This window comes from Pseudomonas sp. MPR-R2A5 (genome assembly GCF_058793055.1).
Window position 1 is genome coordinate 59394 of the sequence record NZ_JBXAFK010000042.1, and the last position, 14098, is coordinate 73491.

Consider the following 14098-nt stretch of genomic DNA (forward strand, 5'->3'; position numbering starts at 1 on the left):
CAGCCATGCGCATTTTATGGATCCTGCCCTACTCGCCCTGGCCCGCCACCAGCGGCGGCAAGACGCGCCAGTTCCACCTGTTGCGCAGCCTGGCGGCGCGCGGGCATCGGATCACCTTGCTGCTGCATGACAAGCACCCGGTGTCGCTGGCCGATCGCCAGGTGCTGGAAGCCTTCCTCGAACAACTGATCATCCTGCCGCGCCGCCCATTGCGCAGCGTGAAGACCCTGGTGGCCGGATTGTTGGCGCCCTACCCGTTGCTGGCGAGCGTGAATGGCCTGTCGGGAGCCTTGCAGGACACCTTCAGCCAATTGCTCAATGAACATTGGGACGTGGTGCAGATCGAGCACAGCTACAGCTTCCAGCCCTATGAAGAGGCGCTGGCGCGAAAGTCCCAACCCTTTGTACTGACCGAACACAATGTCGAATCGGCCCTGGGTGCGGCGACCTACGACCGCTTGCCGCGATGGGCGCTGCCGTTTATTCGCTACGACCAATGGCGCTACACCCGCTGGGAACGCCGGGTGATGCGCCAGGCAACGCAGGTAGTGGCGGTGACCGACAGCGATGCCCAGGTCCTGGAAAAAATCGCTGGCAAGCCGGTGCCCGTGGTGGTCAATGGCGTGGACTGCCAATACTTCGCCAGCGCCCGGCCCGACCCGTCGGCGCGTCGCGTGCTGTTCCTCGGCAACTATGAATACGCCCCCAATGTGGATGCGATTGAGTGGGCGCTGGATGAGATCCTGCCCAAGGTCTGGGAGCACTGCCCGGACGCGCGCATGAGCGTGTGTGGTTTCGGCATGCCCACACGCTGGCGCGAACGCTGGCAGGACCCGCGTATCGAATGGCAAGGCTTTGTGCCGAACCTGCTGGCCCTGCAATCGAGCTGTTCGGTGTTTCTCGCGCCGTTGCGTCATGGCGGCGGCTCCAAGCTCAAGGTGTTGGAGGCGCTCGCGGCCGGGTTGCCGTTGGCGAGCACCGATCAGGGCGTGTCGGGCCTCGATCTGGTAGAGGGGTTGGATTACCTCGGCGGGCAAAGCGCGACCAGCCTGGCGGATGCCGTGGTGCGCCTGCTGCAATTTCCCGGCGCTGCCGCGCCCATGGGGGAAGCCGGCCGCACCTACGTGCGCCGCGCCCATGACTGGAGCGTCGCCGCCAGCCAATTGGAAAAGGTGTACGCCACGCTGTCGCCGCTGAATCAAAAGGAGCCCGCATGCGCGTAGGCCTGGATTACCGCACCGTCGGCACCTCGCCGCAATCGGGCATCAGTCGCCAGGTGTATGCGCTGGAAAGCGCCCTGCGCACGCTGCCGGGTATCGAGCTGGAACGCTTTACCGTGGCGCCGCTGGGCGATCAAACCCGCTTGCAGGCCCACTGCCCCGACTGGGGCTGCGCCAAGACCGCAATGCACCAGCCGCACAATCGCCTGCGCTTCGAAGCCGGCTTTTTGCCCCGGGCATTGCGTGAACAGCACATCGATGTGTACATCAGCACCTTCAATATGGGCCTGCCACTGCCGCCCAAGCCCAGGGGGTTGCGCACGGTGGTGCTGCTGCATGACCTGTTCCAGATCACCTTGGACAACTACCACGCCAACCGCTTGAAGGCGCTGATCTACAAGACCAGCGATCGCCTGTCGATTGCCTACGCAGTCCACAGCGCTGACCGGGTGTGGACACCGTCGCAGTACAGCGCCGATGAAACCGTGCGGTTATTTCCCAACGCCGCGGGCAAGGTTCGTGTGCTGCCCAACCAGGTCGATGGCTTTACCGAACGGGCGGCGGACCTGGCCGCCCGCCAACTGCCCGAACGCTACTGGCTGCTGGTGGGCACCCGGGAACTGCGTAAGAACGTACCGTTCCTGGTGGACGCCTGGCAGCAGGCGCGCCGCCAATCCCCTGGCGTGCCTGAGCTGGTACTGGTGGGCAGCCTCGATCATTTGCCCGAGGCCCAGCGCAGCTTGCCGGGGGTTCGCGCCTTGAGCGGCGTGTCGGATGCCGAGTTGCAGGCGCTGTACCGCCAGGCGTCGCGCCTGTGGCAGCCGTCCTATGCCGAAGGCTTTGGCTTGCCGGTGATCGAAGCCCTGAGCGTCGGCACGCCGGTGGCCGTGGCCAGCGGTACCTCACTGGATGAAATCACCCCGCCGTCGGCGCCGCGTTTTTCGCCCACCGATGCACCGGCGCTGGTGCAGTTGATGGTGACGCTGGCCGAGCGGCCCGATGAAGAGCCACCCGAGCAGCGGCGTCAATGGGCTGCGCGCTTCAATCAGCATGCCTATCGCCAGCGCCTCGCCGAATTGATCGAGGAATTGACGTGAGGCTGAACCTGACCGGTCTCGTCGCCGTCCTCTTTGGCGTGCTGTTCGGCGCCCTGGCCCTGCTGTTGTCACCGGCCAAGGCCTTTCTCGCAGTGATCGGCCTGGCGGCGGCGGTGACCATCTTGCGTTTTCCGCTCTGGGGCCTGCTGCTGTTCGCCGCGATGGCAACCTTCATGCCGTACTCGACGGTCAACCTGGGCATTCGCACCACCGTCAGCGAGGCGATCCTGGCCCTGACCTGGGGCGCGGTGATGTGGCACGGGTTTCTGTCGCGCCTGCCCGACACCCCCGGTTTGGCGAGGCGGCCCACCGACCAGATGCTGCTGGGGCTGATGCTGTTCAGCGTGTTCCCGTTTATCGTCGGCCAGGTCATCACCCACGCCGATGCCAGCGGCCTGGCCAACTGGCTGCGTTGGCTGTTGAACCTGTCCGGGGTGTTCCTTGCCGCCAAATTGCTGGTGGACCAGAAGCAGCGTGAATCCCTGGTGATCGCCTTGCTGCTGGGCACCCTGGCGATGCTGGTGCTGTCGATTGCGGTGTTCGTGCGCACACGTTCGGGGGCGGGGATTGCGCCGCTCCTGGGGCTGTTCAACTACGCCAACTACGACATGTTGAAGTTCGGCCTGGAGGCCATGTCATCGCGCATGGGCTCGCCGTGGACTCACCCGAATGCCATCGGCGGGATCATGGCGTTGCTGCTGCCGTTGGCGTTCTGCTATGGCATGACTGAACGAGGCTGGAAACGCGCACTGGGCCTGGCTGTGGCGTGCCTAGGCGCGGCCGCGTTGCTGTTGGCCAGCAGTCGGGGGGCGATGGTCAGCCTGGCGTTGGTGCTGATGTGGATGGCCACGCGTCGCGTGCCGTATACCGGCCGCCTGTTGATGATCGGCGCGGCGCTGACGGTGGCGCTGGTGATGGCGTATCCGCCGTTGCAGGAGCGCCTGGCGACGATTTTCTCATCGGACAACGCCAGTACCGAAGTGCGTTTCGATGAATACCGCCTGTTCCCCCAGGCGGTTGCCGCGTACCCGCTGGGTATCGGCTTCAAGGTCGACCCACCGGTGCCGGGCACGCACCTGCTGGGGATCTCCAACCTGTGGCTGAACTACATCTACAAGATCGGCCTGGTGGGCATGTTGCTGTTTGTCGCCGTGACCGTGCGCTGGTGGCGCGAAGCTCGCCCGGAAAAAGGCCCGATCCGCCTGACCAAGGACAATGCGCTGTGGTTAGGCACCACCGCCGGGATTCTCTCAGCGCTGGTCAGCGGCTTGTTTGACCACTACTTCAGCTTTGCGGTGGTGATGGTGGCGTTGTTCTGGCTGATGGTGGGGATCAATGTGCTGGAGGCGCGCCGGTTGTTTCCGGCGCGCCTGCCGCCGCTCAAGGGCGTGGCTTATCGCAAGCCGCTGCTCGATGGCGTGCGTCCCTGATGCTCGGCTCTGCGGCGTGGCTGACCCTGGCGACCTTGCTCGGCCTGTGCCTGGGGTTCGCCCGCGAATGGTTGTTGGTGGCGGCCTGGGGCGCAGGGGAGCGCAGCGATGCGTTCCTGATCGCGCTGTTCTTGCCCGAGGCGTTGCGCATGTCGTTGGCCGGGGGCGTGTTAAGTGCCGCCGCACTGCCGTTGTACCTGGCGCGCAAGGCCGCTGAGCGGCTGGCTTGGCTGGCGGCATTGTTCCCAGCGCTGCTGCTGATTGCCCTGTGCACCAGCCTGCTGCTGACGCTGCTGGCGCCCTGGCTGGTGCAGGTACTGGGCCCGGGGTTGGCGGCGAGCGCCACGACGCTGGCTGGCAGTAACCTGCAGATTGTCGCCTGGTGCGTGCCTGGGCTGATGTTGCATGGGTTGTTCAGTATTCCGTTGCAGGCCAGCGAGCGCTTTGTGCTGGCGGGGCTGGGCTCGCTGCTGTTCAACCTGCCGCCGGTGATTTATCTAGCCCTGGCAGGCACCGCGACGCAGCCGCACACGCTGGCCCTGGCGTGCCTGGCGGGCAGCCTGTTGATGCCGTTGGCGCTGTTGCCGTCGGTGTGGCGCCAGGGCTGGCGACCGTGGCGCTGGCAGTTGTCGGTTGCACCGCTGCGGGAGTTGGGCCAGCGCATCGGGCCATTATTGCTGAGCAATGGTGCCAGCCAGGGCCTGGCGCTGATCGAGCGGCTGGTGGCGTCGCTGCTGGGCGAAGGCGCGGTGACGTGGGTCAACCTGGCACGCAAGCTGATGAACCTGCCGTTGATTGCGCTGATGAGCCTCAACCAGGTGCTGCTGGGCATGATGAGCCGGCGCCAGGGCGATGAGCGCCTGGCCCTGCTCAAGCGCGGCCTGGAAACCGCCAGCATGTTGACCCTGCCCGCTGGCGTCGGCCTGGTGGCCGCGGCGCCGAGTCTGGTGGCGTTGCTGTTGCCCAGGCAATCGGCCGACTCGCCGCTGCCCTGGTTGCTGGCATGGTTCGCCGCGCCGCTGGTGTTCGGGGCATGGAACGCCTTGCTTGCGCGGTATGCCTATGCCGCTGGCGATACGCGCCAGCCGCTGCGTTGCGAGGTGCTTGGCAGCCTGGTCAATGTGCTGTTGCTGGGTGCCCTGCCCTTTGTGTTCGGACTGGCGGGTATTCCGTTGGCGGCACTGGCCGGGGTGATCGGCACCGCGCTGTTGCTGATGCAGCGCCAGGGGTTGCTCGGCGCCTTGCCGTGGGTGCGACACGGGTTGCTCAGTACGCTGGTGATGGGGCTGGCGGCGCTGTGGCTGTTTCGGATTGACGGCGTGTGGCTGCAATTGGCGCTGGGCACCCTGGCCGGTGCCACAGTGTTGTTGGCCATGGGCCTGTGGCTCAAGCCGTGGCGCAAGGCATGACGCCAATTGTGGCGAGCACGCTTGCTCGAGGGTGCGAAGCGCTCCCAGGAATGTGGGGTTTATGAATAGGGGGTGGTCAGGTGAAACATCGTTGGATTCAAATGGATATCGCCAAGGGCATTGGCATCCTGATAATCGTCTACGCCCATGGCTGGTTCGTCGCCTCGTCCCCGGACCTGCTGTACCCGATCCTGGCGTCGTTCGTGCTGCCGCTGTTCTTCTTTTTGTCCGGGGTATTTTTCAAGCCGGAGCAAGCCTTCACGCAGATGGCGGTCCGCAAGTCGGACGGCCTGCTCAAGCCGTTTTTCTTCACCCTGCTGACCTACGTGATCGTGCGCGACCTGCTGCGCGGCCAACCACTGCTACCGGATATCGGCGGTGTGCTGTATGCCTCGGTGGACACTATCCCCTGGCAAGCGTTGTGGTTCCTGCCGCATTTCTGGGTGGCGATCCTGTTCAGTTGGGTCGTGCTGCGGCTGATCGAACGCCTGTCGCTGGCGGTGAGCTGCGTGCTGATGCTGGTGCCCTTGCTGATCGGCATCTGGATGTTGCCCTTCTTCTGGCAACTGCCAGTCACCGTCGGAGGGCAAACCTGGGTGCTGCCCGGCTTACCGTTCAGCCTCGATATCACCCTGATCAGCAGCACGTATTTCATTTACGGTTACCTGCTGCGCGACAGGTTACGCAGGCATCAGGGCTCGCTGCTGACGCTGCTGATTTCGGTGGTGCTGTTCGCAGCGGTGTTCATCTATAGCCACGACACCATGGACCTGGCGCAACGGCGCTACGACCACTGGCTATGGACCAGCTTGCTGGCGGTGATTGGCGTCTACCTGTGCTGGGCATTGGCGCGGGTGCTGATGGTGTCGCCGCTGATCACCCGGGCGATGACCTACATCGGCCAGTCGACCCTGATCCTGTTGATCTTCCATGGGGAAATCCAGCACAAGACCTTCGACCTGATGGAGCGCCTGGGCCTGCCTGCATTTTTTGCGGCGTGCGTGGGATTTGTGGTGGCGGTGGGGGCGCCGTTGCTGATTGGGGAAGTGATCAAGCGGGTGGCGTTCTTGCGGTTTTTCTACTTTCCGTTTGCCCTGCGCAAGGCGTAATAAAACCCGTAGGCGCGAGCGCCCACAGGTTTTTTGGATCAGTCATCCAGTTGTTGCGGAGCAGGCTTGCTGCCGGACTTGGCTGGCTTGGCTGGCTTGGTGCCCTTGGCCGGAGTGGGCGCCACAGGTTCGGGCTCTGCGACGGCAGCGGCTTCTTTTTCAGCCTGGGGCATCTGGTCGATGGCGCTGAAAAACGCCTTCAGGTCGAGGGTATCCGGTGGCACGGTCTTCTCGACTTTCTTCTCGCCGTCCTTGCCGATCAGGATCACTTTGGTGCCGCTGCCGGCACCCAGTTTGAGGGCACGGATCAGCGCATTGGTTTCAGGTGGAGTGAGCTTCTTGTTGTCCTTGGGATCCTTGGCGAACTTCTCCCCTTCGGCACCGATGCTGCCGAACTTGATGGTGTAGAACACCATGTTGCGCTCTTCAAACGACTGCTTGGTGGCAGGCTCGTCCAGTTGTCTCTTCAGGTCTGCCAAGGTGGCATTACCGGAATCAAGCTCCACCACCACCAGTGGCCGGGCTTTGCCCAAGTCCTGCTTGAGCGGGTTGATATCATCAGCAGCCAACAGCGGCCCCGTAAAAGCCATCAAGGTAGCCAGGGTCAGCGACCGGATGAGCATGCGCACCTCCTTTGAATTCCATGCAGGGTTCTTGAGTTTCATGTCTGCGACAGTCAAATTCAAGGATGATTCCTACGTCACTTTAAGAAAGCGTAGGTCAGGGCGCCCGCTACGCAAGGGTTTTGGCCTGTTCAATGCTCATTGTTTCCTTTGATTGCGGAAACATTACGAGACCTTCCACTCTGGCCAATGTCGCGCAAAGACAGGCGCGACAATGGGGTCGGCATCCACCCGCACCAGGGTCTGGGCAAAGCCTGGAGCCAGGGAGTTCAGGGCCTCCCGCGCCTCGTCCCAGCGCGACACCGCCGCCGCCATGATGCCCAGGGCATTCGGTGCCTGGTTCGGGGCAAACAACTGGCCCGCGAACTGATTGGCAAACACCACCCAGGCATGGTGCAGGTAGCGACGCGTGCCGCTGGTCAATTGTGCTTGTGCTGCCGGGTCCGCATCCCCCAGCCAACGCTGGGGGTAGTCGAGGATGCCGATGGCCGAGTAGCAATTGGCAGCGATGTATACCAGGCCCCTGATGATCTGGGCACGGTCGCCGCTGAGCAGGTGCGAGTCGGGATACTCCAGGCCCAGGTGGATCAGGATCGCCGCACTTTCGGTCAACACCTGGTCATCGGGCGTGACCAGGATGGGGATCTGCTTGAGCGGGTTGATGCGAGCCAGGGCTTCGCTGCCCGCACCGTCCTGCCAGGAACTGGCGTCCACCCGTTGCCAGGGCACCGCGCAACGTTGCAGGGCGATTTCGATCATGCAGGAGCCCGACTCGTCTGTGCCATAGAGCGTGTACATAGGTGCTTCCTCCTTATCGCAGCAGCTTTGCCTGCAAGTTGGCCTTCACCTGCGACCATTCCGAATCAATGATGCTGAAGCGTACCGAGTTGCGCTTGCGCCCGTCGGGCATGATGCGTTCGTGGCGCACGATGCCTTCCTGGACGGCGCCCAGGCGCAGAATCGCGGCTCGGGATTTTTCGTTGAGTTCGTCGGTGGTGAATTGCACGCGCACGCAATCGAGGACTTCGAAAGCGTAAGTCAGCAGCAAGAGCTTGGCTTCGGTGTTGATCGCGGTTTTTTGGGTGGACTGCGCCAGCCAGGTATGGCCGATTTCCAGCTTGCGATTGGCCCGGTCAACCTTCCAGAACCGCGTGCTGCCGACGATCCGGCCGGTGTCCCGGCGCACGACGGCAAATGGGATAACCGTGCCGGCATCACGTCCGGCCAAGGCCGTGTCGATGTATTGATCGACCGTGTGCGGGCCCGGTACATGGGTGACCTTGAGGTTCCACAGCTCGCCGTCGGCGGCTGCGTCGAGCAAGGCGGCCGCGTGTTCACGCTGCAGGGGCAAGAGCTCGACCGTGTGGCCGGTCAGGGTGATGTGGGTCATGGGGCGGCGCCGTCGGATGGTCGTCAGAGAACAAGAGTGCAGGCTCTCACCCGGACGAGGCAAGTGTTTTAGAACAGGCCCATTTGCCCACCGACCAGGGTGCTGAAATCATCATTCACGAACGGCAAAATAGCATCGGCCACCGGCTGTAACTGGCGGGTAACGTAGTGGTCGTAGTCGATCGGCGCCTGGCGCACTTCCAGTGGTTCGGGGCCATTGACGCTGATCACGTAGCTGATCCAGCCGCCGCGCTGGTATTGGCGTGGGCGGTTCAGGCGGTCGTTGTAGTCGTCGGCCAGGCGCGCAGCACGCACGTGAGGCGGAACGTTGCGTTCGTAGTCATCGAGCTGGCGGCGCAGGCGCTTGCGGTAGATGAGCAATTCGTCGAGCTCGCCGTTCAATGTGCGCCGCACGTAGTCGCGCACATAGTCCTGGTGGGGCTGGCGATGGAAGATGCGCTGGTAGAGTTCCTGCTGGAATTGCCGGGCCAGGGGCGACCAGTCGCTGCGCACGGTTTCGAGGCCCTTGTAGACCATCTCCTCGCTACCATCGGCGCGCACCACCAAGCCGGCGTAGCGCTTCTTGCTGCCCTCCTCCGCGCCACGGATGGTGGGCATCAGGAAGCGGGTGAAGTGGGTTTCGTACTGCAGTTCCAGGGCGCTTTGCAGGCCGAACGCATCGTGCAAATGCGTGCGCCACCATGCGTTGACGTGCTGCACCAGTGCCCGGCCGATGCGGCTGGCATCGGCCTGGGAATGAGCGCTGCCGAGCCAGACAAAGGTGGAGTCGGTGTCGCCGTAGATCACTTCATAGCCCTGGGCTTCGACCAGCGCGCGGGTTTGGCGCATGATCTGGTGGCCGCGCATCGTGATCGACGAGGCCAGCCGTGTATCGAAAAAGCGACAACCGCTGGAGCCGAGTACGCCATAGAAGGCGTTCATAATGATTTTCAGCGCCTGGGACAGCGGCGCATTGTGTTCACGCTTGGCCTCTTCGCGACCTTCGGAAACACGAGCAACGATGGACGGCAGGCAATGCCGGGTGCGGGAAAAGCGCGCACCGCGAAAGCCTTCCACGGACTCGCTGTCGTCCGGGTGCTTGAGGCCCTCGATCAGGCCCACCGGATCGATCAGGAAGCTGCGGATAATCGACGGATAGAGGCTTTTGTAATCGAGCACCAGTACCGATTCGTAGAGGCCGGGGCGCGAGTCCATGACAAAACCGCCAGGGCTGGCCTGGGGCGGCTTGTCGCCCAGGTTCGGCGCGACGAAACCCTGGCGGTGCATCAGCGGCAGGTACAAGTGCGTGAAGGCGGCCACCGAGCCACCGTTGCGATCGGCCGGCAACCCGGTGACGCTGGCGCGTTCGAGCAGGAACTTGAGCAGCTCGGTCTTCTCGAAAATCCGCGTGACCAGCTCGCAGTCCTTGAGGTTGTAGCGCGCCAGGGCGGGCTTGTCTTCGGCGAACATGCGGTTGATTTCGTCCATGCGCTGGTACGGCGTGGAGATGTCCTTGCCCTCGCCAAGCAGGGTTTGCGCGACGTTTTCCAGGCTGAAGGATTCAAAGCTCCAGGTAGCGGAGCGCAGGGCTTCGATACCATCGATGATCAAGCGCCCCGCCGCCGCGGCGAAATAGTGATTGCGGCTGCCATGTTCGCGCCAGGCCATGGGCTCGGCGCCACGGCCAAGCAGCAGCGGCACATTGAGGCGCTTGGCATGTTCGTGGAGCACGCGCAGGTCGAACTGCACCAGGTTCCAGCCGATGATGGCATCGGGATCATGGGTGGCGAGCCATTGATTGAGGCGTTCGAGCAATTGGGCGCGGGTCTCGCAGTAGTCGAGCTTGAAGTCGACTGCGTCGGTGTTGTTCGGTGGACCGAGCATGTACACCTGGCGTTCGCCGCAACCTTCGAGGGCGATGGAGTAGAGATCGCCCTGGGCGGTGGTCTCGATGTCGAGGGATACCAGCTTGAGCGAGGGGCGGTAGTCCGGCGCAGGTTTCATCTGCGCGTCGAGCAGCGTGCCGCTGGCATCCGGCGTGCCGCCGAACCACACCGGGGCGGTGATGAAGCGCTCCATCATGTAGCGCTCGGGGGGCCGTACATCGCCTTCGTAGACATCCACTCCGGCGGTGCGCAGGCGTTTTTCCAGATCCATCGCCTGACGGTGCTGACGGGTGTACAGGCCCAGGACCGGGCGGTGATGGAAGTCGCACAGTTGCAACGGCCGCAACTCGATATCGCGCTCATCCTTGAGCAACCAATCCAGCGGCTTGCGGTGGGCCTCGGGAATGAACATCACCGAGGTTTGCACGGGGAGGCGGATAAACCGTGGCCCAAGGTCCGTGGCCAGCCAGAAGCTGACCTCCGTGCCCCCAGGGGTGTCGCGCCAATGCCGGGTCAGGACAAAACCCTGCTGTAAATCCACCGTACCGCACCTCAGGAATCGCTTTCAGGGCGTGATTCTACCTGTCATACGTCTAAACGCCGAACGTTTGCGGCGAACAACCGGTGATCAGAGGGTGGCCACGGTGTCGGCAGCCATCGACGTCTACAAGAAGCTGGAAACGGGCATCGCCCATGATGCCCGTTTGGGTCAAGCCTGCCGGGCTTGGCTGAGATAGTTTTCGATATTGCCCATCTGCTCATCCCATCCACGGGAGTTCATCTTGAAGGCTTTCTGACGGCGAGCCTCGGGAATGGCGTCGAAGCCCGACTCAACGACCCGCAGCAGAATACCAGGCGCACGGTCTTCAATCGTGAACTCCACCAGGGTGGGTGTCTCCTGGTCGTAGTCGACAGTCTTATCGACCGCGAACGGATGCCACCAGAAAGAGAACAACGTTTGCGGCAGGATGCGCTCGATCTTGGCTTTCCACACCACATGTTCGTAACCAGGATAGGTAATCGGTGCTTCGATGGTCTCCCCGGCAACAAAGGTCTTGCCCTTGAGGGCAATGCCAAACCAGCGACCGAATTGTTCGGCATCGGTCAGTGCCGCCCACACTTGTTTACGTGAAGCGTTCAGCAGGACTTTTCGTTCTATGCGATCTAATACATGCATAAGTCACCTCCTCCATTGACAGTAGGCGACATCGACCAATGCGCAAACTTCGGTTGTGCGCGATGATGATGACCCCATCCTTGACCCGGCCATAGGTTATGACTGACCCGTTGAATGGAAGTTGCTTCTGTAAAGGCGTGCGCTATCAAGTGGACAGCCTGGACATGCCCATCAGCCACTGCCACTGCGACAGCTGCCGCAAAGTGCATGCGGCTGCGTTCGTGGCCACAGCCGGCGTGATGCGCAAGCATTTTCGCTGGACGCAAGGTGAGGACCTGCTGTCGTCGTTTGAATCTTCGCCGGGCAAGCACCGGCATTTCTGCTCGCGCTGCGGCTCACATCTGATCGCTGAACGTGAGTTTCAGCCGCATGTGATTGTGCGGGTGGCGACGCTGGATGATGATCCGGGCATCAGGCCCACCTCGCACATCTGGACGGCCCATGATGTGCCGTGGCTGACTTATGAGGGCGTGGAACAGTGGGATGAGTGGAAGACCTGATTCGTCAGACGTGCGGGTCGCCCGGCGCCTTGCTCGGGGTCGCATATTGCGGCTTCAAGTGGCCTTCTTGGTCGAGTAGCCAGGCGTCCATGATCTGGCGCACTACAGGGCCTGCCACACGTCCGCCCGCCTCGCCGTTTTCGATCATCACCGAGATCACGATTTTCGGGTGTTCCGCTGGTGCGAAGCCGACGAACAAGGCGTTGTCGCGATGGCGCTCCAGGGTCTTGTTGCGGTTGTAGCGCTCCCCCTGCTTGATTGCCACTACCTGCGCGGTACCGCTCTTGCCAGCAATACGATATTGGGCGCCAAGCGCAGCAGCCCGGGCGATACCGCGCGGGTCGTGCATTACCAATTGCATACCGTGGTTGACCTGCTCCCAATCGCGCGGATCCTTGAGGACCACGTTGGGCATGGGGTTCTCATCCACCGGCGGCACGCCATTGATGGTCTTGGCCAAGTGCGGTCGGTTCCACACACCTTTGTTGGCGATCAACGCGGTGGCTTGAGCCAGTTGCAGCGGCGTGACCTGCATATAGCCCTGGCCGATTCCGAGGATCACGGTTTCACCCGGGAACCAGGGTTGGCGCCTTGTTGCACGCTTCCAGGCCTGGGATGGCATCAAGCCAGCGGACTCTTCGAACATGTCCAGTGAGACCTTCTGGCCAAGGCCGAATTCGGCCAGATAGTCGTGCAAGCGGTCGATCCCCAGCTTGTGGGCAAGGTCGTAGAAGTAGGTATCGTTGGAGCGCATGATGGCCGCGTCCATGTCCACCCAGCCGTCGCCACTGTGGTTCCAGTTGCGGTATTTATGGTCAAAGTCCGGCAGTTGGTAGTAACCGGGGTCGAAGACGCGGGTTTGGGCTGTGACGACGCCACTGTCGAGACCGGCAATCGCCACTTCCGGCTTGATGGTTGAGCCTGGGGCATAGAGCCCGCGCAATACGCGGTTGAACAGTGGCCGGTCGATCGAGTCGTGCAGCGCGGCGTATTCCTTGAAGCTGATACCGGTAACGAACAGATTCGGGTCGAAGCTCGGTTTGCTGACCATGGCCAGTACTTCGCCGGTTTGCGGGTCAAGGGCGACCACCGAACCACGACGATCGCCCAGGGCTTCTTCAGCCGCTTCCTGGAGTTTGACGTCCAGGCTCAGGACGATGTTTTTGCCGGGGATCGGGTCCGTATGCTTCAGCACGCGCAATACCCGGCCCTGAGCATTGGTCTCGACTTCTTCATAGCCGACATGACCATGCAGTTCAGACTCGTAGAAGCGCTCGATGCCGGTTTTACCAATGGATTGCGTACCGCGGTACTCCACCGAATCCAGGGCCTTGGATTCTTTTTCGTTGATACGGCCGACATAGCCGATGGAGTGAGCGAAGTGCGCACCCAGCGGGTAGTGGCGAACGAACTGTGGCTCCACATCGACCCCGGGAAGCCGGAATTCATTCACCGCCAATACGGCTATCTGCTCTTCCGTCAACTCGTAAAACAGTGTGACAGGGACGAAGGGGTGGCGTGCTTGCTTGAGTGCCTTATCGAACACGGCACGGTCTTCGGCGGGCAGGTGCAGCAGGTTGACGATGGCGTCGAGTTCACCTTTGAGATCCGTGGTGCGCTCGCGGGTAATGGTCAGGTTGTAGCTGGGACGGTTGTCAGCCAGCACAACCCCGTTGCGGTCATAAATAAGGCCGCGGGTGGGCGTAATGGGCAGGACATGGACCCGGTTGTTTTCAGAAATCGTCGAGTGATAGTCGAACTGCACTACCTGCAGGAAATACATGCGGCCCACCAAGGCACAGGTGATGCCAATCACCAACAGCGCGCAGGCGAGCAGACGTTTGTTGACCAAACGGTTTTCTTTTTCGTGATCTTTAATCGGTATGGGTTCAGGCATTTCTACAGCATCTCGTTGAAGAAGGTCGACGCCGCGTCCTGCGGATGAAAAATCAATCCTTGTGAAAATGTGCTGCACCATACCAAAAATGAAGAAACACTTTGCATCGATTTCCCCAACGGCACTCTGGAAGAGTTGTTTTGTGTAGTTGAGTCAAAATTCAGATGGGTATCTATGCTCCAACAGCCAGGCGTCACTCGGGCCAACATGCCATCAGGATGGTGGGATGCCAACCCGAGGGTGCGCGTCAGCGTTGTCGTCCTGCATGAGCACGCTTGCGCCTGCGCTTTTCGACCGCCCAAAACAAAACCCCATCTGCTTTCGCAAATGGGGTTTCGGAATTTAATCTTGACGATGACCT

The 14098-nt window shown here is 62.0% G+C and carries 13 protein-coding genes; 6 read left to right on the forward strand and 7 right to left on the reverse strand.

The genetic code is table 11. The annotated features are described in order from the left end of the window. Positions 1–5 precede the first annotated feature (5 nt). The 5 genes from AC1Q6I_RS25655 to AC1Q6I_RS25675 all read left to right on the forward strand — a co-directional run bounded on the left by AC1Q6I_RS25655 (position 6) and on the right by AC1Q6I_RS25675 (position 6265). The gene (locus AC1Q6I_RS25655; RefSeq protein WP_069075623.1) at positions 6–1223 is read left to right on the forward strand and encodes a glycosyltransferase family 4 protein; all 1218 of its coding nucleotides are present in this window, start codon (positions 6–8) and stop codon (positions 1221–1223) included. After that, positions 1214–2317 carry a glycosyltransferase family 4 protein gene (locus tag AC1Q6I_RS25660; protein WP_102624311.1) on the forward strand — a complete coding sequence of 368 codons (1104 nt, stop codon included), beginning with the start codon at positions 1214–1216 and terminating at the stop codon, positions 2315–2317. The genes AC1Q6I_RS25655 and AC1Q6I_RS25660 overlap by 10 nt, the downstream gene beginning before the upstream one ends. Positions 2318–2319: 2 nt before the next feature. Continuing rightward, a complete protein-coding gene (locus AC1Q6I_RS25665) occupies positions 2320–3747 on the forward strand; it encodes an O-antigen ligase family protein (RefSeq protein WP_102624334.1) in 1428 nt (475 codons plus the stop codon). Then, on the forward strand, positions 3747–5156 hold the full coding sequence (gene murJ, locus AC1Q6I_RS25670) for a murein biosynthesis integral membrane protein MurJ (protein WP_102624310.1): 1410 nt from the start codon (positions 3747–3749) through the stop codon (positions 5154–5156). Before AC1Q6I_RS25665 ends, murJ begins: the two co-directional genes overlap by 1 nt. Positions 5157–5257: 101 nt before the next feature. Next, a complete protein-coding gene (locus AC1Q6I_RS25675) occupies positions 5258–6265 on the forward strand; it encodes an acyltransferase family protein (protein ID WP_173903817.1) in 1008 nt (335 codons plus the stop codon). Between the two features lie 38 nt (positions 6266–6303). On the opposite strand, the gene AC1Q6I_RS25680 is transcribed toward AC1Q6I_RS25675, so the two are convergent. The 5 genes from AC1Q6I_RS25680 to AC1Q6I_RS25700 form a co-directional block, all read right to left on the reverse strand. Further along, positions 6304–6888, reverse strand: coding sequence for a DUF4174 domain-containing protein (locus AC1Q6I_RS25680; RefSeq protein WP_102624308.1), 585 nt, complete (start codon positions 6886–6888; stop codon positions 6304–6306). 165 nt (positions 6889–7053) lie between these two features. Then, positions 7054–7686: a glutathione S-transferase N-terminal domain-containing protein gene (locus AC1Q6I_RS25685; RefSeq protein WP_102624307.1), complete on the reverse strand. Its 633-nt coding sequence runs from the start codon at positions 7684–7686 to the stop codon at positions 7054–7056. A 13-nt stretch (positions 7687–7699) separates the two neighbouring features. Continuing rightward, positions 7700–8278 carry a GNAT family N-acetyltransferase gene (locus AC1Q6I_RS25690; protein ID WP_024074419.1) on the reverse strand — a complete coding sequence of 193 codons (579 nt, stop codon included), beginning with the start codon at positions 8276–8278 and terminating at the stop codon, positions 7700–7702. Between the two features lie 68 nt (positions 8279–8346). Continuing rightward, on the reverse strand, positions 8347–10704 hold the full coding sequence (locus tag AC1Q6I_RS25695) for a DNA polymerase II (RefSeq protein ID WP_069075619.1): 2358 nt from the start codon (positions 10702–10704) through the stop codon (positions 8347–8349). 168 nt (positions 10705–10872) lie between these two features. Then, positions 10873–11340, reverse strand: coding sequence for an SRPBCC family protein (locus AC1Q6I_RS25700; protein ID WP_024074417.1), 468 nt, complete (start codon positions 11338–11340; stop codon positions 10873–10875). 98 nt (positions 11341–11438) lie between these two features. On the opposite strand from AC1Q6I_RS25700, the gene AC1Q6I_RS25705 reads away from it, so the two are divergent. Beyond that, positions 11439–11840: a GFA family protein gene (locus AC1Q6I_RS25705; RefSeq protein WP_102624306.1), complete on the forward strand. Its 402-nt coding sequence runs from the start codon at positions 11439–11441 to the stop codon at positions 11838–11840. A gap of 4 nt (positions 11841–11844) precedes the next feature. Here AC1Q6I_RS25705 and mrdA read toward each other — a convergent pair whose 3' ends face one another. Continuing rightward, on the reverse strand, positions 11845–13737 hold the full coding sequence (mrdA, locus tag AC1Q6I_RS25710) for a penicillin-binding protein 2 (protein ID WP_024074415.1): 1893 nt from the start codon (positions 13735–13737) through the stop codon (positions 11845–11847). A 2-nt stretch (positions 13738–13739) separates the two neighbouring features. Then, positions 13740–14098, reverse strand: a 359-nt coding sequence (locus AC1Q6I_RS25715) for a hypothetical protein (protein ID WP_492618408.1), incomplete at its 5' end; no start/stop codon positions are given.